The sequence below is a fragment of the Bradyrhizobium sp. ISRA430 genome (assembly GCF_029909975.1).
In the GTDB taxonomy this organism is placed as follows: Bacteria; Pseudomonadota; Alphaproteobacteria; order Rhizobiales; family Xanthobacteraceae; genus Bradyrhizobium.
The window spans coordinates 4,534,552-4,560,948 of the sequence record NZ_CP094516.1; the positions used below are offsets into that span (position 1 = coordinate 4,534,552).

24 protein-coding genes are annotated in these 26,397 nt (G+C 65.4%); 4 read left to right on the top strand and 20 right to left on the bottom strand.

Annotated elements, in window-relative coordinates:
- Positions 1-2: 2 nt before the first annotated feature.
- The 3 genes from MTX21_RS21665 to MTX21_RS21675 form a co-directional block, all read right to left on the bottom strand.
- Positions 3-2,087 (bottom strand): hydantoinase/oxoprolinase family protein, encoded by a 2,085-nt coding sequence (locus MTX21_RS21665; protein WP_280966721.1) that lies wholly within the window; start codon positions 2,085-2,087, stop codon positions 3-5.
- Between the two features lie 142 nt (positions 2,088-2,229).
- Positions 2,230-3,036 carry an NAD-dependent protein deacetylase gene (locus tag MTX21_RS21670; protein WP_280966722.1) on the bottom strand — a complete coding sequence of 269 codons (807 nt, stop codon included), beginning with the start codon at positions 3,034-3,036 and terminating at the stop codon, positions 2,230-2,232.
- Positions 3,037-3,135: 99 nt separating this feature from the next.
- On the bottom strand, positions 3,136-4,044 hold the full coding sequence (locus MTX21_RS21675; protein ID WP_280966723.1) for a LysR substrate-binding domain-containing protein: 909 nt from the start codon (positions 4,042-4,044) through the stop codon (positions 3,136-3,138).
- Between the two features lie 104 nt (positions 4,045-4,148).
- On the opposite strand from MTX21_RS21675, the gene MTX21_RS21680 reads away from it, so the two are divergent.
- Together MTX21_RS21680 and MTX21_RS21685 are read left to right on the top strand one after the other, a co-directional pair.
- On the top strand, positions 4,149-5,525 hold the full coding sequence (locus MTX21_RS21680; RefSeq protein WP_280966724.1) for an FAD-binding oxidoreductase: 1,377 nt from the start codon (positions 4,149-4,151) through the stop codon (positions 5,523-5,525).
- Positions 5,526-5,556: 31 nt separating this feature from the next.
- Positions 5,557-6,456 carry a GNAT family N-acetyltransferase gene (locus MTX21_RS21685; RefSeq protein WP_280966725.1) on the top strand — a complete coding sequence of 300 codons (900 nt, stop codon included), beginning with the start codon at positions 5,557-5,559 and terminating at the stop codon, positions 6,454-6,456.
- A gap of 22 nt (positions 6,457-6,478) precedes the next feature.
- On the opposite strand, the gene MTX21_RS21690 is transcribed toward MTX21_RS21685, so the two are convergent.
- The gene (locus tag MTX21_RS21690) at positions 6,479-7,315 is read right to left on the bottom strand and encodes an SDR family oxidoreductase (RefSeq protein WP_280966726.1); all 837 of its coding nucleotides are present in this window, start codon (positions 7,313-7,315) and stop codon (positions 6,479-6,481) included.
- 73 nt (positions 7,316-7,388) lie between these two features.
- Positions 7,389-8,708, bottom strand: coding sequence for a solute carrier family 23 protein (locus MTX21_RS21695; protein ID WP_280966727.1), 1,320 nt, complete (start codon positions 8,706-8,708; stop codon positions 7,389-7,391).
- 135 nt (positions 8,709-8,843) lie between these two features.
- Between MTX21_RS21695 and MTX21_RS21700 the strand changes: the two genes are divergently transcribed.
- Complete coding sequence (locus MTX21_RS21700; RefSeq protein ID WP_280966728.1) at positions 8,844-10,172, top strand: dicarboxylate/amino acid:cation symporter; 1,329 nt, start codon at positions 8,844-8,846, stop codon at positions 10,170-10,172.
- 212 nt (positions 10,173-10,384) lie between these two features.
- Here the strand turns inward: MTX21_RS21700 and MTX21_RS21705 are convergent, their stop codons facing one another.
- Genes MTX21_RS21705 through MTX21_RS21745 form a run of 9 tightly spaced genes read right to left on the bottom strand, consistent with a single transcriptional unit; the run spans position 10,385 to position 18,554 of the window.
- Entirely contained in the window at positions 10,385-10,732 is a 348-nt protein-coding gene (locus MTX21_RS21705) for a RidA family protein (RefSeq protein ID WP_280966729.1), read from the bottom strand.
- A 12-nt stretch (positions 10,733-10,744) separates the two neighbouring features.
- Complete coding sequence (locus MTX21_RS21710; RefSeq protein ID WP_280966730.1) at positions 10,745-11,866, bottom strand: FAD-dependent oxidoreductase; 1,122 nt, start codon at positions 11,864-11,866, stop codon at positions 10,745-10,747.
- Positions 11,863-13,281 (bottom strand): NAD(P)/FAD-dependent oxidoreductase, encoded by a 1,419-nt coding sequence (locus tag MTX21_RS21715; RefSeq protein WP_280966731.1) that lies wholly within the window; start codon positions 13,279-13,281, stop codon positions 11,863-11,865. The genes MTX21_RS21710 and MTX21_RS21715 overlap by 4 nt, the downstream gene beginning before the upstream one ends.
- On the bottom strand, positions 13,278-13,574 hold the full coding sequence (locus MTX21_RS21720; RefSeq protein ID WP_280966732.1) for a (2Fe-2S)-binding protein: 297 nt from the start codon (positions 13,572-13,574) through the stop codon (positions 13,278-13,280). Before MTX21_RS21720 ends, MTX21_RS21715 begins: the two co-directional genes overlap by 4 nt.
- A gap of 32 nt (positions 13,575-13,606) precedes the next feature.
- A complete protein-coding gene (locus MTX21_RS21725; RefSeq protein WP_280966733.1) occupies positions 13,607-14,743 on the bottom strand; it encodes an FAD-dependent oxidoreductase in 1,137 nt (378 codons plus the stop codon).
- 8 nt (positions 14,744-14,751) lie between these two features.
- Entirely contained in the window at positions 14,752-15,558 is an 807-nt protein-coding gene (locus MTX21_RS21730; RefSeq protein ID WP_280966734.1) for an ABC transporter permease, read from the bottom strand.
- Positions 15,555-16,454 carry an ABC transporter permease gene (locus tag MTX21_RS21735; protein WP_280966735.1) on the bottom strand — a complete coding sequence of 300 codons (900 nt, stop codon included), beginning with the start codon at positions 16,452-16,454 and terminating at the stop codon, positions 15,555-15,557. Before MTX21_RS21735 ends, MTX21_RS21730 begins: the two co-directional genes overlap by 4 nt.
- On the bottom strand, positions 16,451-17,491 hold the full coding sequence (locus tag MTX21_RS21740) for an ABC transporter ATP-binding protein (protein WP_280966736.1): 1,041 nt from the start codon (positions 17,489-17,491) through the stop codon (positions 16,451-16,453). Before MTX21_RS21740 ends, MTX21_RS21735 begins: the two co-directional genes overlap by 4 nt.
- A 28-nt stretch (positions 17,492-17,519) precedes the next feature.
- Complete coding sequence (locus MTX21_RS21745; protein WP_280966737.1) at positions 17,520-18,554, bottom strand: ABC transporter substrate-binding protein; 1,035 nt, start codon at positions 18,552-18,554, stop codon at positions 17,520-17,522.
- A 268-nt stretch (positions 18,555-18,822) separates the two neighbouring features.
- Here MTX21_RS21745 and MTX21_RS21750 point away from each other — a divergent pair, with 268 nt between their 5' ends.
- Positions 18,823-19,752 (top strand): LysR substrate-binding domain-containing protein, encoded by a 930-nt coding sequence (locus tag MTX21_RS21750; RefSeq protein ID WP_280966738.1) that lies wholly within the window; start codon positions 18,823-18,825, stop codon positions 19,750-19,752.
- Here MTX21_RS21750 and MTX21_RS21755 read toward each other — a convergent pair.
- Genes MTX21_RS21755 through MTX21_RS21780 form a run of 6 tightly spaced genes read right to left on the bottom strand, consistent with a single transcriptional unit; the run spans position 19,742 to position 26,388 of the window.
- On the bottom strand, positions 19,742-21,115 hold the full coding sequence (locus MTX21_RS21755; RefSeq protein ID WP_280966739.1) for an amidohydrolase family protein: 1,374 nt from the start codon (positions 21,113-21,115) through the stop codon (positions 19,742-19,744). The genes MTX21_RS21750 and MTX21_RS21755 overlap by 11 nt on opposite strands.
- Positions 21,112-22,695: an ABC transporter substrate-binding protein gene (locus MTX21_RS21760; RefSeq protein ID WP_280966740.1), complete on the bottom strand. Its 1,584-nt coding sequence runs from the start codon at positions 22,693-22,695 to the stop codon at positions 21,112-21,114. The genes MTX21_RS21755 and MTX21_RS21760 overlap by 4 nt, the downstream gene beginning before the upstream one ends.
- Before the next feature lie 11 nt (positions 22,696-22,706).
- Positions 22,707-24,026 carry a dihydroorotase gene (locus MTX21_RS21765; protein ID WP_280966741.1) on the bottom strand — a complete coding sequence of 440 codons (1,320 nt, stop codon included), beginning with the start codon at positions 24,024-24,026 and terminating at the stop codon, positions 22,707-22,709.
- Between the two features lie 10 nt (positions 24,027-24,036).
- Positions 24,037-24,693, bottom strand: a complete 657-nt coding sequence (locus MTX21_RS21770) for an aspartate/glutamate racemase family protein (RefSeq protein ID WP_280966742.1) — start codon at positions 24,691-24,693, stop codon at positions 24,037-24,039.
- 8 nt (positions 24,694-24,701) lie between these two features.
- The gene (locus MTX21_RS21775) at positions 24,702-25,586 is read right to left on the bottom strand and encodes a polysaccharide deacetylase (protein WP_280966743.1); all 885 of its coding nucleotides are present in this window, start codon (positions 25,584-25,586) and stop codon (positions 24,702-24,704) included.
- Positions 25,573-26,388 (bottom strand): ABC transporter substrate-binding protein, encoded by an 816-nt coding sequence (locus MTX21_RS21780; protein WP_280966744.1) that lies wholly within the window; start codon positions 26,386-26,388, stop codon positions 25,573-25,575. The genes MTX21_RS21775 and MTX21_RS21780 overlap by 14 nt, the downstream gene beginning before the upstream one ends.
- Positions 26,389-26,397: the final 9 nt, after the last annotated feature.

Here is a 26,397-nt window from a genome sequence, read left to right on the forward strand (position 1 = left end):
GATCACGCCGCCTTTCGTTCCATGACGATGCTGCCGGCACCATCGATATGGGCATCAAAACTGGTCGACACGAAGGTCGAGGTCTCATCCTCAGCGATCACGGCGGGGCCCGCGACGGTCGCACCCGGCGCCATGTCCTCGCGACGATAGAGCGGAATCTCGATGACCTCCCCGGCCCGGCCGTCGAAGAACTTTCGGCTGCCGGACGCCTTGCCGGCGGGCCTGCGCGCCACCGCAGCGACCACCGGCGGATTGCGCGGCTCGGTGGTGGCAAGCACCGACCAGCTCAAGACCTCGATCGCAGCGCCCGGGATCGCCCGCTCGAACATCGCCGCATAATCGGTCTCGAACTTCTGGCGCAGGCCGGCGAGATCGGCCGCCGTCAGCCGCCGGTTCGGCAACTCGACCGCGATCTCGTGACCCTGGCCGACATAGCGCATGAAGGCGGCGCGGCGTTCGTGCACCGTGGCGCCAGCGGCTCCGGGCTCGACCAGGGCCCGCGCCTCGGTCGCCATTTCCTGGAGCAGATCCGACACCACGTCCGTATCGAAATCATCGAGCCGAACGTGACGGCTGCGCACGAGCTCATAGGCGATGGGCGCCGCCAGGAATCCGACGGCCGAACCGACGCCGGCGTTGGAGGGCACGATCACCCGGGAGACGCCGATCTTCTCGGCGACGCGCGCCGCATGCAGCGGCGCAGCGCCGCCGAACGCGATCAACGTGTGCTGGCCGACCACGACGCCGCGCTCGACCGCATGCACACGCGCCGCACTCGCCATGTTCTCGCAGACGACTTCGTGCACGGCATAGGCCGCGGTTTCCGCCGACAGGCCCAGTGGCTCGCCGACGTCACGCAGCAGCGCCTCCTTCGACAGCTCGGGGCTGAGCTTGATCGTGCCGGCCGCAAAGGCGTCGGGATCGATCATGCCGAGCGCAACGTCGGCATCGGTCACGGCGGGACGCTGTCCCCCGCGGCCGTAGCAGGCGGGCCCCGGCTCCGACGAGGCGCTCTCGGGCCCGACGGTGACGCGCTTCATGGCGTCGACATGGGCGATCGAGCCGCCGCCGGCGCCGATCTCCACCATCTCGATCACGGGGATGCGCACCGGCAGGCCCGAGCCTTTGAGGAAGCGCGCGGCGCGATCGACCTCGAACACGCGCGAGGTCTCGGGCTGATACTCCTCGATCAGGCAGATCTTTGCCGTGGTGCCGCCCATGTCGAAGGACAGCACCTTGCTTTCGCCGAGACGCGCCGCGATCTGCGCCGCGAAGATGGCGCCGCCGGCCGGCCCGGACTCGACGAGGCGTACCGGAAAACGCCGCGCCGTCTCGATCGAGGTGACGCCGCCGCCCGAGGTCACGAGATAGATGGCACCGCGGAACTGCTCGACTTGCAAGGCATCAGCCATGCGCGCGAGATAGCCATCGATCAAAGGCTGCACATAGGCGTTGGCAACGGCGGTCGAGGTGCGCTCATACTCACGGATCTCGGGACATACTGCCGACGACATCGTTACGGAGACGCCGGGCATCTCCTCCCCGATAATAGCGGCGGCGCGCCGCTCATGCTCGGGATTGGCGTAGGAGTGCAGGAAGGCGATCGCGATGCTCTCGACATTCTGCGCGCGCAATTTCGGCACGAGCGCGCGGACTGCGGCTTCATCGAGCGGCAGGCGGACGGCACCATGCGCGTCGACACGCTCTGGCACGGTGAAACGAAGGCTGCGCGGCGCGAGCGCCTTCGGCTTGTCGATCGAGAGGTCGTATTGATCGTAGCGGCTCTCGGTGCCGATATCGAGCACGTCGCGAAATCCTTCGGTCGCGATCAGCGCCGTCTTGGCGCCGCGCCGCTCGATGATGGCGTTGGTGGCGAGCGTGGTGCCGTGAATGAAGACGTCGATATCGCTAATATGCACGCACGCATCGGCGAGAATGAGACGCATCCCGTCCAGCACGGCCTGTTCGGGCCGCGCCGGCGTCGTCAGCACCTTGCGCGTCTTGCGATCCTGCCCCACGTCCAGCACGATGTCGGTGAACGTGCCTCCGATATCGACGGCAAGCCGCACCTCGGCTCCCTCAAGCATTCCAAAATTCTCCGTGCTGATCGTCAAGACTGGGGTCCAAAGCGCAGCAATTTCCATGCCAGCGACGGCCACGGCAACGCTGCGCCCGGCTATTCTGCTTGGCACCTATGCGATAGGCAAGGCGTGTTCGCGTCGCGCGCGTTCAGAGCAGGAATGCAAGCGCTGCTTCGCAGCGCTCCTCGACCTTGAGCGCGAGCAGATCGTCGGCGCGGGTGCGTCCGAGGTTGACCGCGGCGATCGGGATCTGGCGCCGCGCCGCCATCTGCACGAAGCGGAAGCCGGAATAGACCATCAGCGAGGAGCCGACGACCAGCATGGCGTCGGCCTGCTCCAGATGCTCCTGCGCGGTGGCAACAACGTCGCGCGGGACATTCTCGCCGAAGAACACCACGTCGGGCTTGAGGATGCCGCCGCAGGATTCGCAAGGCGGCACGACGAATAATGCAAAGTCCGCGTGATCGAGATCGGCGTCGCCGTCCGGCGCGTCTGCGGCGTCGGGCATCAGCCATTCGGCATTGGCGCGACCAAGCGCATCCTGAAACTCGTTGCGCGGCGTCTTCCGGCCGCAGCCCATGCAGCGGACCAGATCGAGCCGACCGTGCAGATCGATCACCTGCCGGTGACCCGCGGATTGGTGCAAGCGGTCGACGTTCTGGGTCAGGAGCATCTCGCACCGCCCGTTCGCTTCGAGCCGGGCCAGCGCAAGGTGCGCATCGTTCGGACGGGCCTGGCCGAACCGCCGCCATCCGATCAGGCTGCGTGCCCAGTAGCGCTGGCGCGTGCGCTCCTCGGTCATGAAGGCCTGGTAGTTGACCGGCTGGGTCCGCTTCCAGTTGCCGTGGCTGTCGCGATAGTCGGGGATGCCCGAATTGGTGCTGCAGCCGGCCCCGGTCAGCACGAACAGACGTTCGTGCCGGTCAACAAACTCTTCGAGCGGACGTTTTGCCATGGGCGCAGATGTAGTCTGCACTGAACGGTTTTGCCAGATGTGCTGCGGGCCGCTGAGCATCCGCAACGGTCCGAGCCGGGAATATACGAGAAATGCGGATCAAGTCGCTGACCGCAACCACTCCGAGAATGCGCGGATGGCCTTCGCGCGCGGATGGCCCGCCCTGCGGATCACATGGAAACTGTAGCCAGGCAAACTCAGCTTGAACGCCTTCACGAGCGCGCCGGCGGCGAGTTCGCGCGCCACCAGCACATCGCTGAAAATTCCGATTCCCTGCCCGGCGATCACCGCTTCGATCGCGTGCAATTCCTCACGGAAGCTCAAGTGCTGCATGTCCTTGAATTGGGGCACTTCGCGCCACCTCCGCTGAGCCGCGGCAAGCCATCTCTGCCATGTAGGCGGCTCACGATCGGCTGGCGACCAATAGGAGTGGATCAGAACGTGCTTTGCGAGGTCGGCAGGTCTTTTCAAGCGTCCCGTTTCGAGCAAGCGCGGATTGCAGACGGGCCAGAATGTATCACTGAAGAGATCATCGGCGATCCCGTCTGACGGCACCAGTCGGCTGGTCGCATAACGAATGGCGACATCGCCGTCCCCAGCGCGCAGATCGAGCACGCTGTCCGTGCCGATGACCTCCAGCGGCACATCGGGGTGCAACTTCCGCCAGGCGGGCAGGCGGGGCACGAGCCAGCGGCTGGCAAACGCGTTCGTTGTCGTTACGCGAAGAGGCTCTTGCTCGCCATCGCGCTTGATGGCGGCGATTGCCGCGGCAAACAACTCAATCCCATCGCGAATCGCGGGGAAGAGCCGTGCTCCTGCATCGGTCAGCGAAAGAGGCCGCGGTCGGCGGCGGAACAGAGCGCGGCCACAATACTGTTCGAGCAGCCCGATCTGGTGGCTGATCGCCGTTGGCGTCACGCCGAGTTCTGCCGCAGCCTTGTTAAAGCTTAAGTGGCGGGCGGCAGCTTCAAAAGCGCGGAGCTCGATCAGGGGCGGCAGCTTGTGCATGTGGCCAGTGTAGATGAAATCAATTCATCTTCACCTGAATTCTTCAAGTTTGCTCCGAGACAGCCTCCGATCGAAGCTGTGGCGAGTTGAACGGGGAGTGTGTCATGTCGCCCATCGCATCCGTCGCCAACGCTGCCGCCGACCTTGGTGCCTCCTTCGGAGGACAACTCCTCAAGCCTGGAGACGAGGGCTATGAGGAGGCGAGAAAGGTCCACAACGGGCTGGTCGACAAGCGGCCAGCATTGATTGCCAGATGCCGCAGTGCAGCCGACGTCATGGATGCGCTCGATCTTACGACAAAGCTCGGCCTCGAGGTTGCGGTCCGTGGCGGCGGTCATAATGTGGCGGGACGCGCAACCACCGACGGCGGGGTCATGATTGACCTGTCACCCATGAGGGCAGTCCACGTCGATGTTGTCGGACGAACGGTGCGGGCGCAGGGCGGGACCACCTGGGGTGAGCTCAACCGCGAGACCCAACTTCACGGCCTCGCGGTCACGGGCGGCGTGGTCTCCACCACAGGGATCGCCGGGCTCACCCTTGGTGGAGGGCTGGGCTGGGTGATGGGCAAGTACGGCCTGGCACTGGATAATTTACGAGCTGTCGAACTCGTCACCGCCGACGGCAAGGTTTTGCGCGCCAGCAAGCAAGAGGAGCCCGACCTGTTCTGGGCCGTCCGCGGCGGCGGCGGAAACTTCGGGATCGCCACCAGTCTGGAATACGACCTTCATCCAATAGGGCCAACGGTCACTGGCGGCCCGATCGTGCACCCTATCGAACGCTCGCGCGAGGTGCTCGAATTCTACCGGGCCAGCACGCGGTCGCTACCGGACGAGCACACTCTGTTCGCGACGCTGACACATGCGCCCGACGGGTCCGGCACCGACGTTGTCGCTCTGGTTACCTGCCATTGCGGCCCAGTCGCCGACGCCGAACAGGCGATGCGGCCGCTGAAGCAATTCGGTGCTCCAATCCTGGACGCTGTCGGGCCGATGCCGTACTGCCAGCTCAACAGCATGCTCGACGCCAACTACCCCAAAGGGGCCCTCAACTATTGGAAGTCGAACTTCCTTACGGAGTTAAGTGATGCTGCGATTGCGACCATGATCGAATGCTTCGCGCGGTGCCCGACCCCTATGGGGCAGCTCCTTCTTGAGCACATCCACGGCGCCGCGACCCGTGTCGCCGCAATTGATACGGCCTTTCCGCATCGGCAACAGGGCTACAATTTCTTGATACTCGCGCAATGGATGCAGGCGAGCGAGACGAGCCGCTGCATTGCCTGGGCACGTGAAACCTATCAAAGGATGCAGCCCTTCTTCGCCGCCGGCCGCTACGTCAACTATCTCGACGATGACGAGACGGCCGATTCCATCGCTGCCGCATATGGACCCAACTACCGACGTCTGCAGCGGATCAAGGCCAAGTTCGATCCGAAGAACGTCTTCCGCATGAACCAGAACATCCGGCCGCTGGCCTGATCATCAAGGGAGGGCTTTGGAGAATTTGAAGATGCCTGTCGTGTGCCGACTTGCCCGCATGGAGGACCTGGAGCGAGCCGACCAAATCGTCGTCGCGAGCATCAATGAACTCACCGAGCGACGGGGCTTCGGACAGATGGCATCTTCTCATCCCCCGAATTTCCAAGCGTTCTCGCTGAGGGACGACGCCGAAGGGCTGTGGGCCGCTGATGATGACGGAGAAATCATCGGCTTCGCGTGGAGTTGGGTTTGCGGTGAACTCTGGTTCCTGGCGCAGCTTTTCGTATCGCCCGATCGCCAGAGCGATGGCATCGGCAATCAGCTCTTAGGCAAGGCATTCGCTCACGCACAAATGCGTGGAGCATCCATCAAAGCGCTGATCACGTTTGCATTCAACAACGTGTCGCAGGGCCTCTACATCAGCCATGGACTATTCCCGCGCTGTCCGATCTACATGGTCAGCGTGCCTCGTGATCGCCTCGCGTTGCGGCTGGCTGAGCCGCGGTTCCACCTTGAACCTCTCACGGCCAAGACGGCCAGGTTCGATGAACTGGCACGCATCGATGTCAGCGCTCTCGGCGTCTCCAGAGAGAAACATCATCGATATCTGCTGGGCGACAGCGCGACGAGCGGGTTCATCATCCACGCTGGCAGCGGGTGCGTGGGGTATGTCTATATTTCCGACGGGCACATTGGCCCGCTTGCAGTCGGCTGTCCCGGCGCAATGGGCGGCGCATTTGCTGCGGCGTTATCATTCGCGGCGCGGAGCAACGCTCAAACGATTTCGGCTTTCTTGCCGGGTGCGAGCGAGCCAGCCCTCAAGGCGGCGATAGACCACGGGATGCGCATCACGTTCCCGATGCTGCTGATGTCGAGCCGACAATTCGGAAATTGGAACAGCTATCTTCCGCGCAATCCGGGGTTCATGTAGTCCGGCGCAATTGAGTACATGCCTAGCTCGCCCAGTTCTCGCGAAATTCGGGAAACAGTGTCAGACCTCCGCAGGCGTAGATGGTCTGCCCGGTGATATAGCTCGCCTCATCCGAGGCGAGGAAGGCGAACACGGCGGCGATCTCTTCCGGCGTCCCCACGCGCCCGAGCGGGATGTGGCTGGCGACGACGCCGCGCTTTTCGGGATCGCCGGTCCAGGCGGCGTTGATCGGCGTGTCGATCGCGCCGGGCCCGACCGCGTTGACGCGGATGCCGCGCGCGGCGAATTCCAGCGCCAGCGTGCGCGTCAGATTGGCCATGCCGCCCTTGCTGATCGAATAGGCGAGATAGCCGGGCTTGGGGATGATCTGGTGGACGCTTGAGCAATTGATGATGGTGCCGCCTCCGCCGCGCCCGACGAAATGCGCGAGCGCCTTCTGCGCGCAGAGCACGGCGCCGTTCAGGTTGACGTCGATGATGCGGCGATAGGTTTCGACATCGAGCGCATCGCTCGGCGATTCCCGCTGGAATCCGGCATTGTTGACGAGGCAATCAAGGCGCTTCCACCGTGCCAAAATCGTCTCGAACATCGCGGCGATGTCCTGTTCATTGCCGACGTCGGCCTTGACGATGAAGTGATCGAGCTTGCCATGGCCACGATCGCTCGACGCCGTCCGTGCGGCCGCGAGCGTCTCCTCGGCCCTGCCGGCATGATCGAAATAGTTGATGGCGACGGTCGCGCCTTCCTGGGCGAGGCGGATGGCGACCGCGCGACCGATGCCCTGGGAGGCGCCGGTCACCAGCGCATATTGACCGACAAGGCGCGAGGGAAGTTGGGGTGAACGATCGGTTTGTGGCATGAGTTTTCTCCGGGACTCCTCATCATCGACGGAACGGGAATTTTGTTCCATCCCCGCAGCGCATCCCTGGGATTCATTCCGCGCGCCGCGCCAGCGGCGAGGAGAGGATCTGATAAAGGATGATGGCACCGAAGGTCGCGGTGCCGATGCCGCCCATCGCAAATGCGCCGAATTTGAGCGTGAGATCGCCGGCGCCGGCCGTCAGCGCGACGGCAACGGTGATCAGATTGGCGGGATTTGCGAAGTCGACCTTGTTCTCGACCCAGATCCGGCCCGCCATCGCGGCGATCAATCCGAACAGCACGATCGAGAGGCCACCGATCACGGGTCCCGGAATCGAGAGAATGAGCGCGCCGAATTTCGGCGAGAAGCCGAGCAGGATCGACACCGTGGCCGCAAAGGCAAACAGCAGCGTCGAATAGACCTTCGTAGCCGCCATGACGCCGATGTTCTCGGCGTAGGTGGTGACGCCGGTGCCGCCGCCGCAGGCGGACACAATCGTGGCGAGGCTGTCGCCGAGCAGCGCGCGGCCGAGGAAATCGTCGAGGCTCCGACCCGTCATCGCGCCGATGGCCTTGATGTGACCGAGGTTCTCGGCGACGAGGATGATCGCGACCGGTGCGATCAGGACAATCGCATCGGCATGGAAGCTCGGGGCCGTGAAGTTCGGCAGGCCGAGCCACGGCGCGGCCGAGAGCTGTGTGAAGTCGATCGGCTTGCCGAAGCCGAGGCCGTTCGCGAACAGCAAGTACAAGAGATATCCGCCGATCGCGCCGAGGATGATCGGCAGGCGGCGCCACAGGCCCGGAGCGGCAACGGCAACCACGCCGATCATCAGCACGGTCGCAAGCCCGATCCAGGTGTCGAACGCGCTGGCGCTCACTGCCTTCACCGCGACCGGCGCGAGGTTGAGGCCGATCGCAGCGACCACGGCGCCGGTGACAGCCGGCGGTAGCAGCCGCTCGACCCAGCCAACCCCAGACCACATCACGATCAGCGCGATCAGGCCGTACAGCACCCCGGCTCCGACGATGCCGCCGAGCGCAACGGACAGGTTCGGGTTCGGCCCTTGCCCGGCATAGCCGGTGGCGGCGATGACGACGGCGATGAACGCGAAGCTCGAGCCGAGATAGCTCGGCACGCGCCCTGCGACGATGACGAAGAAGATCAGCGTGCCGATGCCGGAGAACAGGACCGCAACATTGGGGTCGAACCCCATCAGCAACGGCGCGATGATCGTTGAACCCGACATTGCGACGCAATGCTGGAGACCGGAGACGATCGTCTGGCCCCAAGGCAAACGCTCCTCGGGCATGATCACGCCGGAGGTCTTCAGTCTCCAACGTGGAAAATAGCCTTGCGCCTGCTCTTCCGAGCCCGTTGTAGTCGACATGTTTCCCCCAAGTGCGACTCAAGTGCAGTGCAACGATCAACCTTCGCGCGAACCGACAAAAATGTGATTGTCGCTTCAGCGGCGGTCATCACATGATATCGATCATGCACGATCGATGCGTTCCGGGCACACATGATGACACAAGTTGCAATCCAGCCAGCCGTCCATCGCCGTCACCAGCCCTGGTACCGCATCCTCTACGTTCAGGTCCTGATCGCAATCGTGCTCGGGGTGCTGATCGGCTACTTCTATCCCGATCTCGGCAAGGCGCTGAAGCCGCTCGGCGACGGCTTCATCGCGCTGATCAAGATGATGATCGCGCCGGTGATCTTCTGCACCGTGGTGCACGGCATCTCCTCGATGGGTGACCTCAAGCGCGTCGGCCGGGTCGGGCTGAAGGCGCTGATCTATTTCGAGACCGTCTCCACCGTCGCGCTGGCGGTCGGCCTGCTCGTCGGCGAGGTGCTCCAGCCCGGACACGGCTTCAACATCGACCCGGCCACGATCGATCCGAAATCGGTTGCGACCTACGTCACGAAGGCCAAGGAAGAGGGCATCGTTGCCCATCTGATGGCGATCATCCCCGACAGTTATCTCGGCGCGATCGCGCGCGGTGACCTGTTGCAGGTGCTCCTGATCTCGATTCTCTCCGGCTTCGCGATCGCCTTCCTTGGCAAGGCCGGCGAGCCGATCGCGGAGGCAATCGACAAGGCCGCGAAGATGTTCTTCGGCATCATCCGCATCATCGTGCGCGTGGCGCCGATCGGCGCCTTCGGCGCGATGGCGTTCACCGTCGGCGCCTACGGCCTCGGCTCGCTGCTCAACCTCGCCGCCCTGATCGGCACGTTTTACCTGACCAGCATCCTGTTCGTGCTGATCGTGCTCGGCGCGATCGCGCGGCTCGCCGGCTTCTCGATCGTGCGCTTCATCGCCTACATCAAGGACGAGCTCCTGATCGTGCTCGGCACCTCGTCGTCGGAGACGGTGCTGCCGCAGATGATCCAGAAGATGGAACATCTCGGCGCCTCGCGCTCGGTGGTCGGCCTCGTCATTCCGACCGGCTACAGCTTCAACCTCGACGGCACCAACATCTACATGACGCTGGCGACGCTGTTCTTAGCGCAGGCCACCAATACCCATCTCACGATCTGGCAGGAGCTCGGCATCCTCGGCATCGCCATGATCACATCGAAGGGCGCCTCGGGCGTGACCGGCGCCGGCTTCATCACGCTCACCGCCACGCTCTCGATCGTGCCGGACATCCCGATCCAGTCGATCGCGATCCTGGTCGGCATCGACAAGTTCATGAGCGAATGCCGCGCGCTGACCAACCTGATCGGCAATGGCGTCGCCTGCGTCGTCATCAGCCTCTCCGAGGGCGAACTCGACCGCGACGCGCTGCACGAGACCATGGCTCATCCGCTGGAGATGGGCGAGGCGTTGGAGCCGGGCGGCGGCAGGTGAGACGCAGGCCCCGCGAACACAACTCTACGGAGTTCCAACGCGGTATTTTCCCGGAGTAGAAAATTGATGAGATGCGCGTCACAACAGACGCGTTGTGATCACCGGTTGATACTAAGTTTTTCCGCCCGACGCGCTGGGGGCAGAGCGTCGGGCTTTTGTAGTCGTTGCGAAGAATGACACCGCGCCCTCCAAGGCGAGGGCGCCGGACCTGATCAGCCCTTCAGCGCGGTCACGACCACCTCGATCAGTGCGCCGCCGCCGAGATCGGCGACGCCGACGGTGGCACGCGCCGGCAGATTGTCGCCGAAGAACTCGGTCCAGGCCGCATCCATCTCCTTCTTCTTGGAGAGATCGGTGACGAAGATCGAGGCGCTGACGACGCGCGAGGCGTCGGTGCCGGCCTCTTTCAGATAGCCGGCGATCTTGCCGAGGATGTTGCGGGTCTGCTCGCCCATCGAGACCGAGGTGTCGTCGGCGATCGTGCCGCCGACGAAGACGAAGCCGCCTGCTTCGACCGCGCGGTGCATGATGGGCGTGCGGATGCTGCGGGTAATGCTCATGATATCCTCTTCTTAGAGCAGGGAAGGATGGAAGCGGTCGATGCCGAGATCGCCGATGCGGGTCTGGGTGCCGCCGTTCACGATCAGCTCCGCCATGACGGCGCCGGCGCCGGGGCCGAGCTGGAAGCCGTGCAGCGAGAAGCCGAACTGGTGGTAGAGGCCCTTGTGTCGCGCGCTCGGCCCGAACACGGGCAAATCGTCCTTCATCTTCGCCTCGATGCCGGCCCAGGCGCGCATGATGGTCGCGCTGCGCATCACCGGAAACAGCTCGAATACGGTGCGGGCGCTGACGGCGAGGCTCTTCCAGTCCAGCACCGTCTCGTTACGGTCCTGATAGGGCGTTGCCAGATGGCCGCCACCGATCAGCACGGTGCCGTTCTTGAACTGCTTGAAGGACAATTTGCGGCCGCGCAGGATCACGACCGGATCGATGAAGTGCGGCACGCGCGAGGTGATCATCAGCATCGGCGCCACGGTCTCGACCGGAACGGGTTCGCCGAGCGCCGCCGCAATCCGGCCGGCCCAGGCGCCGGCCGCATTGACCAGCACCGGCGCGGCATAGCTTTCAGTGCCGGCATCGACGCGCCAGAGGCCGTCGCTGTGCCGGATGTTGCTCGCGGCTACACCCTCGCGCACGATGGCGCCAAGTTGCTCCGCCTTGCGCCGGAACGCCGTCGTCGCCTGCGCCGGATTGGCCGCACCGTCGCGGCGCGAGACCACGCCGCCGGGGCACGTGTCGGCCACGGCAGGCACCAGCCGCCGCAGCTCGGCCGCATCGATCAACTCCTCATGGGTGAAGCCGAGTGCATTGAGCTCGGCAACGCGCGCGCGGCAGGTCGAAAGCTCGTCCTCGTTCTCCGCGACCAGGACCTGACCATGGCTCTCGAAACTGCAATCGTCATCGACGAGCTCGGCGATCTTCTCCCAGATTCCCATGGATCGGATCGAAAGCGGGATTTCGGGGATGTGACGCGCGAGCTGACGGACGCCGCCGGCGTTGACGCCCGAGGCGTGCCGGCCCGCATAGTCCTTCTCGATCAGCACCGGCTTCATACCGGCAAGGCACAGATGCAGCGCGGTCGAGCATCCGTGGATGCCGCCGCCGACGACGATCGCATCCACGTTTTTGGTCATCCGCGCACCACCGCCTTGACGTCGGCCTCGCTCTTCGGAACGGCGGCGAGCTCGGCGAGCGTGATCGGTTTGACCGGCGCGCGCAGGCGGTAATAGCCGATCTCCTGCGGGCTCTTAGCCCGAGCCTGCGCCATCAGTTCGGTGACGGTGAGGCCGCAGAGCCGGCCCTGGCATGGTCCCATGCCGGTGCGGCGATAGGCCTTGAGCTGATTGGGCCCCGTCGCGCCGATCGCGACCGCGTCGAGGATGTCCTTTGCCGTCACCTCCTCGCAGCGACACACGATGGTGTCTCCTGACGGAATCCGGAACTGCGGCGCCGGGCGGAACAGCGTGTCGAGGAAGGCGCGGCCACGCTCCGCTTTGGCGAGATCAGAGCGCAACGCCGCCATCGGCGCGAGCTTCGCCGCGGCCGCCGGCGCCAGCGCGTCCACGGCGGCGCGCGCCGCGATGCGGCCGCGCACCACGGCCGCGGTCGCGCCGCCGATGCCGGCGCCGTCGCCGGCGACCGCGATGCCCGCAATCGATGAGTTGCCGCTCCGATCGAGCACCGGCGACCAGCACAATTGCAGCTCGTCCCAGCGATGCTCGACGCCGGCCGCCATCGCGAGATTGACATTGGGCACGACGCCCTGGTGCAGCAGCAGCAGGTCGGCGGGAATGGTCTCGCGCTTGCCACCGGCGACATAGCTCACGTTCGCGAGTTGCCCGTCGCCGGCCGCGGCCAGCTCCGTGACGCCGGAGACGACCCGGACCTTCGCCCGCACCTCCCGCATCATCGAAAGGCCTTTTGCGAAGTACGGCGAGGTCAGGAAGGCGAACGCATGAGGCAGCGCCGCGAAGTAATTGCCGCGTTCGGTGGTGTCGAGGATGCGATCGACACGGCCGCCGAGACGCAGGATCTGCGCGGCGAGCAGCCAGAGCAGGGGCCCCTGCCCCGCGATCACCGTGCGGCCATCCGGCACCAGCGCCGACGACTTCAGCATGGTCTGCGCGGCACCAGCGGTCATCACGCCCGGCAGCGTCCAGCCGGCAATCGGGAACGGCCGCTCCAGCGCGCCCGTCGCGAGGATCACCCGCCGCGCCCTAGGGAAGGCCGAGGCGCCGCCGATGGAGACGCCAATCTCGAGATTGCGGTCGAGGCTCCAGACCGTCGCGCGCTGGATAACTTCCGCGTTGCTCGCGCGCAGCGCCCGCACGAGATCGGCGCCGACCCAGTAGTCGGCGCCGAGCTGATCGCGGGTGGTCACCGGCGTCGAGGCGATGGCGCGAAACACCTGGCCGCCGGGGCCGATATTCTCGTCGAGCAGCAGGGTCGACAGGCCGGCCTCGGCGGATGTCGCAGCGGCGGCGAGACCGGCGGGTCCCGCTCCGATCACCACGACGTCATAGCTCTCGCGCTTGGGGGCCGTGGTCATTTTCCGATCTCCCGCTTGCCCTTCTGGATCTCGATCTGCATGCCCTCAACAACCGGCACGAGGCAGCCCTGGCGGTTGCCGACGCCGTCGATGGTGACGAGGCAGTCGAAACACACACCCATCATGCAGTAGGGCAGCCGCGGCGCGCCGCTCACAGCGGTCGTGCGGCGCACGTCGCGTCCCGAGGCCAGCAACGCGGCGGAGACGGTGTCGCCCTGTCGCGCCGCGATGGCGACGCCATCGACGAAGACCTGCACTTGCGGTCGCGTGTCCTGTTCGGATCGTTTGAACATGGGGATGCCTCTTGGCTCCTTCAGTGGAATCTCTAATACCCGCTGTTGTTCGCCGCGCCCGCGCCGCCGAAGCGGCTGGCGGAGAACGCGCCGACCAGCTCCGGCTCGAGCGCGCCTTGCGCCACCATGCGCGCAACCTCGAAGGCGTGGTTGGAGGCGAGCGTCACGCCGGAATGGCAGCAGGCGACGAACGCGCCGGGATGCGTCTCCGACTGGTCGTAGATTGGAAAACCATCCTGCGGCATGACACGGATGCCGGCCCAGCTCCGGACCACGTTGAGCCGCGCCAGATGCGGAAACATCCGCTGCGCGCGATCGGCCATCACTGCGCTGATCGAATGCTTCAGCGCGCGTTCGTCGAGCTCGTCCTCCTTGCTGTCGCCGATCATCACTGTGCCCTCGTCGGTCTGGCGGATCGTGGTCAGCGGATGCGGCAGGAACGGCGCCGTCCGCTCGGTCACCACGATCTGGCCGCGGGTCGGGCCCATTGGGGCGTAGAGGCCGACCATCGGCGCCAGCGTCTGGTTGGCATTGCCGGCGGCCAGCACGACCTTGCCGGCACGGACCTCGCCCTGTGGCGTCGTCAGGCGGAATTCGCCGCCGCTCTTGGTGATCGCAGAGACCGGACGCTCCGGCAGGTAGTCGATGCCGAACGCCTTGAAGCCGGAGTGGAAAGCGCGAAACGTGCGCAGCGAATTGACATGACCGTCAAGCGGGCAATAGCTGCCGCCGGAGACCTCGGGGCCGATCAGCGGCAGCGCCTTCTTCACCTCGGACGCCGGCATCATCTCCATCTTGTAGTCGGCCGCGCCGGCCTGGTTGTGCATGCGCTTGACGAGCTCGGTGCGCTGGCCGAACTCGTCCTCGCCAAGCGTTAGATGAAAGCCGCCATTCTGCTGCAGGCACACGTCGAGCCCGGTCTGCTGCTTCAGCTCCGAAGCAAGCCGACTCCAGGCTTCCGAGGCACGCACGGTCCAGACCGTATAGGCCGGCATGCCGAGCCCTTTGCTCTGGACCCAGACCAGCGCGAAATTGGCGCGCGAGGCGCGCTTGGTGATGTCGCCCTCGTCGAGCACGACAACCGCCTTGCCGAGCCGGCCGAGGCCCCAGGCGATGGCGGATCCGAGCAATCCGCCGCCGACGACGGCGACGTCATAGTCCCTTTGCATGGGTTCTCCTATCGTCCCGTATCGCCCTTGCCGGCGAGCACGCGGTCGAGCCCGTAGAAGCGGTCGAGCAGGATGAGAGCGGTCATGGTGATCGCGATCACGCAGGCCGAGACCGACGTCACCAGCGGATCGATGTTGTCCTGGATGTAGAGGAACATGCGCACCGGCAGCGTCTCGGTGCCGGGCGCTGCGAGGAAGACGGTCATGGTCAGATCGTCGAAGGACTGGATGAAGGCGAGCGCCCAGCCGCTGATGACGCCGGGCAGGATCAGCGGCAGCGTCACGCGGCGGAACAGCGTCCAGCCGTTGGCACCGAGCGAGACCGCCGCCATCTCGACCGAAAGGTCCATGCCGGTCGCGGCCGCGAGCGTCAGCCGCAGCGCGAACGGAAACACGATGATGACATGCGCGATGATCAGCGCCGCAAAGCTGCCGCCCAGTCCAAACGAGGTGAAGAAGCGCAGGAAGGCGATGCCGAGCACGACATGCGGGATCATCAACGGCGACAAAAACAGCGCCGCGAGCCCGTCGCGGCCGCGAAAACGATAGCGCGCGATCGCGAGCGCCGCCGGCACAGCGAACAACAGCGCCACGAGGGAGGACAGCGCGCCGAGCCCGAGGCTGACCCAGAAAGCGTGGATGAATTCGGGATAGCTCGCGATCGTCCTGAACCAGCGCAGCGAGAAGCCGTTGGTCGGCAGCGACAGATAGCCCTCGGGCGTGAAGGCGACGAGACAGACGACCAGGATCGGCGCCACCATGACGATGACGAAGATGGTGTGGAAGATCAGCGCGAGCGGGCCGTTCCGTCTCATCGGAACACCTCGGCATAGCGCCGCTCGATCAGCGCATTGCTACCGACGACGATCAGGATCAGCGCGACCAGCAGCAATGTGGCCACCGCCGCACCCAGTGGCCAGTTCAGCGTGTTGAGGAACTCGTCATAGGCGAGCGTCGCGGCGACCTTGAGCCGGCGGCCGCCGATGATCGCGGGCGTCGCGAATGCGCTGGCCGACAGCGAGAACACGATGATCGCGCCCGACAGCACGCCCGGCATGATCTGCGGCATGATGATGCGGCGGATGATGGTGACAGGCCCCGCACCGAGCGACATCGCGGCGTTCTCGATCTGCGGATCGAGCCGCTGAAGCGCCGCCCATACCGACAGCACCATGAACGGCATCATCACATGCGCGAGCGCAACCACCATGCCGGTCTCGGTGAACATGAAGGGCAAGGGCGAGCGGATCAGCCCGAGCGACATCAGGAGCTTGTTGACGAGGCCGTTATTGCCGCCGAACAGCAGCGCCCAGCCAAGCGTGCGCGCCACCACCGAGATCAGGAGCGGCCCGAGGATGACGAGCAAGAAGAAGCTCTTCCAGCGCCCGCTCATGCGGTTGAGGATGTAGGCTTCTGGCGCACCCAACACGGCGGTGAGCAGCGTGGTCAGGATCGCGATCCGAAAGGTCCGCCAGAACATCTCAGCGTAGTAGGGATCGGTCGCGATCTCGTGCCAGTTCTTCAGAATGAAGACCGGTTCGATGCCCTTGTACTGGCCCCAGTCGTGGAACGACAGCATCACGGTCATCGCGAGCGGAATCAGCAATACGCCGACAAACAGCATCAAGGCCGGCGCCGTCAGCGCCCAGGGCGCGCGCGCACCGCGCTCCTGTGCGGCGCTCTGCGGAGCCGTGTCGGCGACCGCGCTCATGCAGCGGCTCCCGCACGCACGCTCATGTCTTCCGGTCGCCAGGCAAGTCGCACGGCGTCGCCTTCGGCCGGCTGCTTCTGGCCGTCATTCTGGCGGATCACGATTGCCGGGCCGCATTCGCTCTCGCACTGGAACAGCCAGTGATTGCCCTGGAAGATGCGGGTGACGACTTTCGCAGCGAGACCTGCATCGCCGAAACCGATCCGTTCAGGACGAACGCTGACGGTTACCGGACCGCTAAGTCCGGCCGGCGCCGGTACGCTCCAGGATCCCGCGACCAGTCGCGCAGGCGCACTGGCCCGATCGATCGTCGCGGCAAAGTCATTGGTCTTGCCGAGGAACTGCGAGACGAAAGCCGAGGCCGGCCGCTCATAGGTTTCCTGCGGCGTGCCGATCTGCTCGATCCGACCCTGGCTCATCACCACGATCCTGTCCGACAGCGACATCGCCTCGTTCTGGTCGTGGGTGACCAGGATCGTGGTGGTGCCCAGTGTGCGCTGGATCTGGCGCAGCTCGATCTGCATCTCCTCGCGCAGCTTGGCGTCGAGATTGGACAGCGGCTCGTCGAGCAGCAGCACGCTCGGCTTGATCACCAGCGCGCGGGCCAGCGCGACGCGCTGCTGCTGACCACCGGACATCCGGCGCGGATGGCGGTCTTCATAGCCGGCAAGGCCGACCATCGCGAGCGCGGCGCGGACGCGCTCGGCCCGCTCCGCCCGCGGCACGTTCCGCATCTCCAGACCGAAGGCGACGTTTTCCGCCGCGGTCATGTGCGGAAACAGCGCGTAGCTCTGGAACACGATGCCGAGCCCGCGCCTGGCCGGATGGACCGCGGTCAGGTCCTTGCCCTCGAGGCGAATCGCGCCGCGCGTGGGGTCGAGGAAGCCCGCAATCATCTGCAGGGTCGTGGTCTTGCCGCAGCCGGAAGGGCCAAGGAAGGAGATGAACTCCCCTTTGCCCACCGCGAGACTGAAGTCGTCGACGACAGTCTGCGCGCCGAAATGCTTGGCGACCCGATCGAGCTCGAGATAGGCCATGGCGCGGTCTCCGGTGCGAACGATCAGGTCAGCGCTCGACCTCGCGATTCCAGCGCTTGGTCCACTCTTCGCGCTTCTCGTTGATGACGGTCCAGTCCGGATTATAGAGCTTTGCCGCGCGCTCGCCGATCGGCGCCATCTTGCCGAGCTCCGGCGGCACGACGACCGATTTCAGCACCGGACCGTAGCCGTAATCCTTCAGCATCACGAGCTGGATTTTTGGGTCGAGCAGCATCTTGACGAAGCTCACCGCAAGCGGCGAGGCATTTGGCTTGGAGATTGGACAAGCCGTCGTCAGCAGCGTCGCCGCGCCTTCCTTCGGATAGATGAAATCGACCGGGAAGCCGGTATTGGCAAAGCTCTGCACGCGGCCCGTGCCCCACACCGCGATGACGGCTTGGCCGGACTGGAACAGCTCGGTCATCTTGCCCGGCGACGGCTCGTAGGCCAGTACGTTCGGATTGATGTCGGTCTTGAAGATCTTGAAGCCGGAATCGACATTGGACTCGCCGCCGCCATTCATCTTCGACAGCATCACCAGGGCCTCGAGGCCATAGGTGTTGTTGATCGGCGGGATGACGAGCTGCTTTGCGTATTTCGGATCCTTCAGATCGTTCCAGGAGGTCGGTGGCGCCCAGCCTTTCTCGGCAAAGGCCTTGGTGTTGTACATCAGGCCGGTCGCGACGATGCCGATCGCAACCGCACGATCGTCCTTGAAACGGGCGGTGTCGTAGAGATCGGCCGGCAGGCCGTCGAGCTTGCCGCAGAAACCGAGCTGGATCGCCTGGTACATCGGGCCGTCGTCGACGATCGCGACGTCGATCTGCTGGTTGCCCTTCTGCGCCTGGAGTTTTGCCAGCGTGTCGGTGGAGTTGCCGGCGACGTACTCGACCTTGACGCCGTTCTCCTTCTCGAAATTCGGGATCACCTCGTCGCGGATCGTCTTCTCGAACGAGCCGCCATAGCCGGCCACGTAGAGCGTCTTTTGCTGGGCCGCGACCATCGACGGGGCCGCGGCGAGCGCCGCGATGCCGACCGCTGTCAGAAGGCTGAGAGTCTTCATAAGGACCAATCTCCAATACCGGGATGAGGGACGTGTCGACGATCAGACGGCCGAAGCGCAGTCCGCGTTCCCCTCGGCGCAAATCCCGATTCCAACAGGGCTCCGGCCCCTGCCAAACGGGTTTTGGCGCGATCGGGAGGGTTTGGCCCCGATCTGCCGGAAAAACGGGCTGTCTCCAGCGCTGATGAAAAAGATCGCAGAGCTATACTTCCATCGTCCAATGAATAATGGCACCCTCTACATGCCGAAATGTTATGAAGAGAACGGGATGGCGCGGATCAATTCGCGGCAGGTGGAAGCCTTCCGCGCGATGATGCTGACCGGCAGCGTGACCGAGGCGGCGAAGCTGATGGTGGTGACGCAGCCTGCGGTAAGCCGGTTGCTGCGCGACTTCCAGGCGCTGCTGAAAATGGAGCTGTTCGAGCGGCGCGGCACCGGGCTGGTGCCGACCGCTGCGGCAACGGCGCTCTACACGGAAGTCGAGCGCTCCTTCGTCGGCCTCGAACGCATCACCGCGGCCGCCGAAGAAATTCGCGGCCGCCGCACCGGCTCATTGCGCATCGCCGCACTACCGGCGCTGTCGAACGGCTACCTGCCGCGGCTCGCCGGACATTTCTTGAAGGAGCGGCCCAACCTCAACCTCGCCTTCTTCGGCGTGATCTCGCCGATCGTGGTCGACTGGGTGCTGAACAATCAATGCGACATCGGCTTTGCCGAGGTGCCGATCGCCCATTCCGGCCTGCCGAGCCTGCGGCTGCCGCCATTGGCGCGCGTCGCGGTGCTGCCGACCGGACATCGCCTCGCCGAAAAGCAGGTGCTGGAGCCGCGCGACTTCGAGGGCGAGACATTCGTGTCGCTCTCGGCGGGCTCTGCGAGCCGGCATCTGATCGACCAGATCTTCCACCGCAGCGACGTCCGCCGCGTATTGCGGGTCGAAACCACACTGTCGGAGATCATGTGCGGCATGGTGTCGTCGGGACTTGGGGTTGCGATCTGCGATCCCTTCACGGCTGAAGAATTCTCCACCCGCGGCATCGTCGTGCGGCCCTTCCTGCCGCGCATCGACTTCGAATTCTCCGCCGTCTTTCCCGCGCAGCGCAGCCCCTCGCCGGTGGCGCTGGATTTCGTCGAGACCGTGCGCAAGTCACTCACCGCGTTCGACGAACAGCCCGCGCATGAGGCCGCGCTCAGCCGTTGAACGCGGCCTGCGCCTCGGGCAGGTCCCAGATCTTGCCGATCGCGACGCTGCCTGCTGCAGTGATCGCCTTCTCGTCGCCGCCGAGATAGCGGCCGGCATCGATCAGCAGGCGCCCGTCGACGATTACCTGATCGATATTGGCGCGGTTGGCGAGCGCGATCAGCGCGCGGCGCGGGTCGAACAGCGGTTGAAGATGCGGATGGGTGAGATCGACCACCGTGAGATCCGCGGTCGCGCCCGGCTCGATCCTGCCGAGATCCGGCCGCTTGATGACGTCGGCAGCGACGGCCGTGTTCGCCTCGATCAGTTCTGGCGAATTCGCGACATCGGCGCGCTGCGACGTCGTCTTGGAGATGAGTGAGGCGGCGTTGAGCTCGCCGAGCAGGTCCATGTTGTAGCCGTCGGTGCCGACCACGGTGCGCACGCCGTGCTCGGCGAAGCGGCTGAAGGCGGCGGTGATGCCGGCGCGCGCGAACACGCGCGGGCAGTTCAGCACGGTCGCGCCGCGCGCCGCCATCAGCTTCAGATCGTCATCGGTACTGGAAATGCAGTGTGCAGCCATAAGGTCGGGTGCAAGGAGCCCGAGCCAGTCTAGATATTGCGCCGGTGTGCGGCCACCATAGCGCTTGCCGATGATCTCGACCTCGGCCCGGCTTTGCGCCAGATGCGTCGTGATGGGCACGCCGAGCTCACGCGCACGTGCGGCGCAGGCCTTCAAGAGATCAGGGCCACAGGTATCGGTCGCATGCGGGCTCATCGCAAGGCCGATGCGCCCGTCGCCGCGACCGTTCCAGCGCTGATAGAGCGCATCCCACGTCGCCATGTCCGCCGCGCCGTCGTCGCCGGCATAGCAGACCACGCCGTCGGCCCTCGCCTTGGCGTCCGAGGTCGAGAATAGATAAGGCGCGCCATAGAAGCGGATGCCCATCTCCTCGGCGGCGTCGAACATTTCCGGTATAGAGTTGCGGAACGGCTCCATCACCGTGGTGGCGCCGCCCTTGAGAAGCTGGAGGATGCCGAGCCGCGCGACGGCCATGCGCTCCTCCCCAGTCAGCAGACCGGCACCGCGCTTGGTCAGCGGCAGGAGCACCGTGTAGACGATGCTCTGATTGTTGCGGCGGCCGTTGCCGTCCTCGGTGTGGCTGCGCGCCACCGCCTCGCTGAAGCAGTGATTGTGCAGGTTCAACAGGCCCGGCAGAACGAAGCGGCCGGGGCGGTCATGAACCTGATCAGCGCGAGGCCTGTCGCGCGTGACCGCGGCGATCTTGCTGCCTTCGACCAGAACCCAGTGGTCGCGCAGGACCTCCTGCGTACCGTCCTTGCGTGACAGCACATAGCTGCCGAAGATCGCGATCGTGCTCATGCGGGGCGTACGTTCCAGAAGACGGCGGTGCCGTCGAGAATGCCGGTAATGGCCTTGCGGTAGGCGGTCGGCTGCTTGTACAGGCCTACCGGGATATAGGGAATCTCCTCGAACGCCACCGCCTGGATCTGGCGGCAGATGCGCTGCTGCTCGGCGAGCTCGGAGGCAGCCAGCCACTCGCTGCGCAAGCCGCCCATCTTCTCGCTCGCATACCAGCCGGCGACCTTGCCCTCGCCGCGCAGATTGGTGTTGCCAGCAGGGTTGAGCCAGTCGATGCCCTGCCAGTTGGCGACCGCGGCACTCCAGCCGCCCTGCGCAAGCGGCTCCTTCTTGAGCTGCCGCTGCAAAATGACGGCAAAATCGAGCCCGGCATATTCGACATTCATGCCCGCTTTGCGCAAGCTGTCGACGGCGATCTCGCCGAGCGGTTTCTGTGCCAGCGAGTTGGTTGGAACGAGCAACACGATCTTCTCGCCATTGTAGCCGGCGGCCTTCAGATCGGCCCTGACCTTGGCGTAGTCGCGCGGCCCGCGAAACACGTCGAGACCGACCTCGCTCGCCATCGGCGTGCCAGGTGCGAAATAGCCGATCGGCGAGACCTGATAGGCCGGATCGGTGCCGGCGACGGCAGTCATGAAGGCGGACTGATCGATCGCACCTAACAGTGCGCGGCGGATGGCGGGATTGTCGAACGGTGGCTGCAGATGATTGAGGCGCAGCATGCAGGCGTAGCCTCTGGGATCGAGGATCCGGGTCTCGATGTCGCCGGCCGCCTGGATCACCGGCAGGAGATCGTGCGGTGTCGTCTCCTGCCAGTCCTGCTCGCCGGTTTGCAACGCGGCGACGCCGGTGCCGGCATCGGGCGTGGTGGTCCAGACCACGCGATCGTAATGCACGACCTTCGGCCCCGCCGTCCAATCCGGCTTGCCGTCGGTGCGCGGCTGGTAGCGCTCGAACCGGGCATAGGCGTTGCGCGCGCCCTGCACGCGCTCGTCGGCGAGATAGCGGAACGGACCGCTGCCGACGACCTCGGTCAGCGGCTTGAACGGATCCTGGCTCGCCAGCCGCTCCGGCATCATGAAGCAGGCGTTGATCGCGGCCTTGCCGAGTGCCTGCGGCAGCAACGGGAACGGACGCTTGAGACGGAAGCGGATGGTGCGGTCATCAGCGGCCGAGAGCTCGTCGGTCGCCCCCATCAGTTCGCCACCAAAGCCGTCGCGCGCGGCCCAGCGGCGGATGCTCGCGACGCAATCTCGGGCGAGCACGCGCTCGCCGTCGTGCCAGAACAGACCGTCGCGCAGGGTGAGGTCCCACTGGAGCCGATCACCGGAGATCACGTGGCCCGACACCATCTGCGGCGAGACCTGAAGCGATGAGCTCATGCCGTAGAGCGTGTCGTAGACCATGAAGCCGTGGTTTCGCGACACCTGCGCAGTCGAATAGACCGGATCGACGAAAGCAAGGTCGATCACCGGGATGAAGCGCAGCGTGGTCTGTTCCTCGGCTCGCAGGATGCCCGGCAGCGACAGGGCCGGCGCGGCGGCCGCGGCTTTGAGCAGGGAGCGGCGGGAGATCGGCATCGAACAAACTCCTAGGACGCGAAACGAGCGAGGCGGCCGATCGGTGCGCCCAGCACCTCGTCGTCGCGCATGACGGTGTGGCCGCGGATGATGGTTGCGACCGGCCAGCCGGCGATCTTCTTGCCGGCGAAGGGCGTCCAGCCGCATGGCGAGACGATCCAGGATTCCTCGATCGTGCGCTTCGCCGTCATGTCGACCAGGGTGAAGTCGGCATCGTAGCCGGCCGCCAGCCGCCCTTTGCCGACGAGGCCGTAGACGCGGGCGGGACCGGCCGCCATGAGATCGACGAGGCGCGACAGTGACAGCCGGCCGGCATTGACGTGATCGAGCATCACGGGGACGAGCGTCTGCACGCCGGTCAGCCCGGCCGGGCAATCCGGCCACGGCAGCTCCTTGGCCGCGCGCGCATGCGGCGCGTGATCGCTGCCGATGGTGTCGACGATGCCGTCGCGCAGCGCGGCCCAGCTTGCCTCGCGATGGCGTTCACCGCGGATCGGCGGGTTCATCACGCCAAAGCCCTTGAGCGTGTCGTAGCAGTCCGGCGCGACCTGCGTGAGGTGATTGACCAGCACCTCGACGGTCGCGACGTCGCGATAGTCGCGCAGGTAGCCCAGCTCCTCCGCCGTGGAGACGTGGAGGATGTGCGCGGGACGTCCGGTCTTGCGGGCCAGCGCCATCAGGCGGCGGGTGCCGAGAAAGGCGCATTCCTCGTCGCGCCATTCCATGTGAGAGCGATGTGGCATGCCGCGCGAAAACATCGGCTTGCGCGCCTGGAGGCGGTATTCGTCCTCGCTGTGGAAGGCGATGCGGCGGCGGCCGGCACGCATGACCTTCTCGAGATGCTCGTCGTCCTCGACCAGGAGCGATGCGGTCGAGGATCCCGCAAAGACCTTGATGGCGCAAACGCCGCTCTCGCTCTCGAGATGCGCGAGCTCGCCGATATTGGTCTTGGCGCCGGCGATGTAGAGGCCGATGTCGCAAAAACTCTGCTGTTCGGCGAAGCCGCGCTTCCAGTCGAGCTGCGCCTGGTCGGCGATCGGCGGGTTGGTGTTGGGCATGTCGAACAGCGTGGCGATGCCGCCCAGCACGGCGGCGCGGGTGCCCGTGCTCAGCGTCTCCACAGCGGGATCGCCTGGATCGCGTAAGTGGACGTGGCTGTCGATCAGGCCGGGCAGGACGTGGAGGCCACTCGCGTCGATCACATGATCTGCGGTATCGGACGCGCCTGCCGAGAGCGTCGCGATGCGTCCGCCGGAGACGCCGACATTGGCCGCCTCCTCGCCCCAAGGCGTAACGCAAGTGCCGTTCCTGATCAGAAGCTCAAAATGCATCGTCCACCTCTCACGCTGTCAGCAGAACCGCGCCAATCGCAGCCGCCACCGCCTGCTGCGCCGGCTCGACCACAGGCACGCCGATCGCCTCGGCAATGGCCGCACGATGCGAGGCCATGCCGGCGCACCCCATCACCACGACGTCTGCGCCGCGCTCGCTGACCAGCGCGCGTCCGGCTTCGATCAATCTGCCGCGAATGTCAGCGCCAGCCGTTTCGGCGGCGCTGGCGCCGACCGACCAGCTTCCGGCATAGCGGGTCTCAACGCCGATCTGGCGCACCATGCGCTGCTGGCGGCGGATGCTCGACGACGACAGCGCGATGACGCCGAAGCGCTCGCCGAGCGTCAGTGCGCGCAGGATGCCCCACTCGGCGATGCCCATCACCGGACGGCCGTCAGCCGCCTCGCGCACCGCATGCAGGCCGGGATCGCTAAAGCAGGCGAGCACGAAGGCATCGGCATCGTCGCGCGCGACGCGATTGACCAGCGGCATGACCACGCTGTCGGCGTCGCGCTGCGAGGTGATACTGGGTGGCCCTTCGGCAAGGCCCTCCACCGTGATCTCCGGCCCGCCGGCGATCCTGAGCGGCGCGACCGCGTCGTCGATGGCGGCCGTGACCGACGCCGACGAGTTCGGGTTGATGACCAGGATGCGGCGAGGGGTCATGGCGCAGCTCACCGGTTGTCCGCCTCATGGCGCAGGAAGTTGGCCGCGATCGCCTCGCCGGTCGTGATCCAGAGGTCCGGGCAGGATTTGGCGTAGGTCAAGAATTCGCGCAGTAGGCGCAACCGCATCGGGCGGCCGCTGCATTGCGGATGCAGCACCGTCGTCACCATGGCGCCCCAGTCCCGGACCTCGTCGAGCTCGTCCTTCCAGAGCGAGAGCACGTGCTCCCGAGGGAAGATCGAGCGCGGGCTGAAGCGGGCGGAGAGGCCGTGCATCCAGTCATCATAGCTCGCGGTGACCGGCAGCTCGATCGTGCCCGGCTTGCCGTCGGCGAGACGATGCCTGTAGGGCCGCACGTCATCGCGGAACGAAGAAGTGTAGACGATGCCGTGACGCACCAGCGCGGCGCGCAGCTCCTCGGTGAACTCGCCATACGGCGCACGATAGCCGATCGGCTTGACGCCGAGCCGGCGCTTCAGCGCCTCGAAACCCCGTTCCAGCTCCTCCTCGATCCAGGGATCACCGGGATCGGGCAAGAGATGGTGATAGCCGTGATGACCGATCTCATGGCCGGCTTTGAGAATGGATTCGGCCATGGCCGGGTGCGCATCGACCGACCATCCTGTGACGAAGAACGTCGCCTTGAGATCGAGCTGGTCGAGCAGCTCCAGCAGCTTCGGCGTGCCGACGCGCGCCTCATAGCCGCCATAGCTCATGGTGATCAGGCGCTGCGCATGCACGGCGTCCTTGCTGGTCCACGCGCTTTCCGCATCGACATCGAACGACAGGAACATCGCCGATGTATACGGCTTCGGCCAGGGATAGCTAGGTGCGGGATCCGCGGTGTTGGCCGGAACGAGCGGGATGCTCTGAAGTGCCTTACTGTCCAGCATTGATGGTTGCCTTCTCCAGTCCGTTATCGTTCAGTTTCCACTTGGCAAGCAGCGCGCGATAGGTACCGTCCGCGATCAGTGCGTCGACCGCCTCCACCATCGCCTGCTGAAGAGCCGCTTCCTTGACCGCCAGGGCAATGCCGGTGAATTGCTGCGCAATGGGCTCGCCGACCGTCGCATAGGCGCCGGGCTCGAGATCCATGATGTAGGGCAGCGTCTCGTTGCCCTGGGCGGCGGCATCGATGCGGCCCTGCCTGAGCTGGGTGCGGGCGTCGGCCGAGCCGTCGGTGCCGATGAACTGGATCGGGTTGCTCCCGCAGTTCTTCTCGCTCCACGCCGCGATCTGTGCCGGGAACATGGTGCGGCGGCTGGCGCCGACCTTCTTGCCGCAGAGCGCCGCCGCGTCCTTGAACTCCGCCTTGCGCGACTGCTGCACGAAGAACTGCGGACCGCTGCGCAAGTAATCGACGAAGGACGCGATCTCGTGCCGGCTCGCATAGTCCGTGAAGCCGGACAGAATCGCGTCCACCCGTCCCGTCGCGATCGACGGCATGAACTCGGCGAAACTGGTCTCCTGCCATTCGATCTTGACGCCGAGCTTGCGGCCCAGCGCTTCGCCGAGATCGATGTCGAATCCGGACAGCGCGTTGGTGGCGGGGTCGCGAAACTCCATCGGCGGATAGTTCGGCACCAGCGCGACCTTGATGCTGCCGCGCTTCGCGATCTCGGCAGGCAGCTCGCTCGCCGCCGCCGAGGCCGTCGTGGCACAAATCAGCGCCGCTACCACCAACATTCTCATCATCAACACGCC

What these genes read in the sequence shown, in the direction of transcription:
- MTX21_RS21665 (WP_280966721.1), bottom strand. Translation starts at nt 2,087, where the DNA reads ATGCTTGAGGGAGCCGAGGTGCGGCTTGCCGTCGATATCGGAGGCACG.
- MTX21_RS21670 (WP_280966722.1), bottom strand. Translation starts at nt 3,036, where the DNA reads ATGGCAAAACGTCCGCTCGAAGAGTTTGTTGACCGGCACGAACGTCTG.
- MTX21_RS21675 (WP_280966723.1), bottom strand. Translation starts at nt 4,044, where the DNA reads ATGCACAAGCTGCCGCCCCTGATCGAGCTCCGCGCTTTTGAAGCTGCC.
- MTX21_RS21680 (WP_280966724.1), top strand. Translation starts at nt 4,149, where the DNA reads ATGTCGCCCATCGCATCCGTCGCCAACGCTGCCGCCGACCTTGGTGCC.
- MTX21_RS21685 (WP_280966725.1), top strand. Translation starts at nt 5,557, where the DNA reads ATGCCTGTCGTGTGCCGACTTGCCCGCATGGAGGACCTGGAGCGAGCC.
- MTX21_RS21690 (WP_280966726.1), bottom strand. Translation starts at nt 7,315, where the DNA reads ATGCCACAAACCGATCGTTCACCCCAACTTCCCTCGCGCCTTGTCGGT.
- MTX21_RS21695 (WP_280966727.1), bottom strand. Translation starts at nt 8,708, where the DNA reads ATGTCGACTACAACGGGCTCGGAAGAGCAGGCGCAAGGCTATTTTCCA.
- MTX21_RS21700 (WP_280966728.1), top strand. Translation starts at nt 8,844, where the DNA reads ATGACACAAGTTGCAATCCAGCCAGCCGTCCATCGCCGTCACCAGCCC.
- MTX21_RS21705 (WP_280966729.1), bottom strand. Translation starts at nt 10,732, where the DNA reads ATGAGCATTACCCGCAGCATCCGCACGCCCATCATGCACCGCGCGGTC.
- MTX21_RS21710 (WP_280966730.1), bottom strand. Translation starts at nt 11,866, where the DNA reads ATGACCAAAAACGTGGATGCGATCGTCGTCGGCGGCGGCATCCACGGA.
- MTX21_RS21715 (WP_280966731.1), bottom strand. Translation starts at nt 13,281, where the DNA reads ATGACCACGGCCCCCAAGCGCGAGAGCTATGACGTCGTGGTGATCGGA.
- MTX21_RS21720 (WP_280966732.1), bottom strand. Translation starts at nt 13,574, where the DNA reads ATGTTCAAACGATCCGAACAGGACACGCGACCGCAAGTGCAGGTCTTC.
- MTX21_RS21725 (WP_280966733.1), bottom strand. Translation starts at nt 14,743, where the DNA reads ATGCAAAGGGACTATGACGTCGCCGTCGTCGGCGGCGGATTGCTCGGA.
- MTX21_RS21730 (WP_280966734.1), bottom strand. Translation starts at nt 15,558, where the DNA reads ATGAGACGGAACGGCCCGCTCGCGCTGATCTTCCACACCATCTTCGTC.
- MTX21_RS21735 (WP_280966735.1), bottom strand. Translation starts at nt 16,454, where the DNA reads ATGAGCGCGGTCGCCGACACGGCTCCGCAGAGCGCCGCACAGGAGCGC.
- MTX21_RS21740 (WP_280966736.1), bottom strand. Translation starts at nt 17,491, where the DNA reads ATGGCCTATCTCGAGCTCGATCGGGTCGCCAAGCATTTCGGCGCGCAG.
- MTX21_RS21745 (WP_280966737.1), bottom strand. Translation starts at nt 18,554, where the DNA reads ATGAAGACTCTCAGCCTTCTGACAGCGGTCGGCATCGCGGCGCTCGCC.
- MTX21_RS21750 (WP_280966738.1), top strand. Translation starts at nt 18,823, where the DNA reads ATGGCGCGGATCAATTCGCGGCAGGTGGAAGCCTTCCGCGCGATGATG.
- MTX21_RS21755 (WP_280966739.1), bottom strand. Translation starts at nt 21,115, where the DNA reads ATGAGCACGATCGCGATCTTCGGCAGCTATGTGCTGTCACGCAAGGAC.
- MTX21_RS21760 (WP_280966740.1), bottom strand. Translation starts at nt 22,695, where the DNA reads ATGCCGATCTCCCGCCGCTCCCTGCTCAAAGCCGCGGCCGCCGCGCCG.
- MTX21_RS21765 (WP_280966741.1), bottom strand. Translation starts at nt 24,026, where the DNA reads ATGCATTTTGAGCTTCTGATCAGGAACGGCACTTGCGTTACGCCTTGG.
- MTX21_RS21770 (WP_280966742.1), bottom strand. Translation starts at nt 24,693, where the DNA reads ATGACCCCTCGCCGCATCCTGGTCATCAACCCGAACTCGTCGGCGTCG.
- MTX21_RS21775 (WP_280966743.1), bottom strand. Translation starts at nt 25,586, where the DNA reads ATGCTGGACAGTAAGGCACTTCAGAGCATCCCGCTCGTTCCGGCCAAC.
- MTX21_RS21780 (WP_280966744.1), bottom strand. Translation starts at nt 26,388, where the DNA reads ATGATGAGAATGTTGGTGGTAGCGGCGCTGATTTGTGCCACGACGGCC.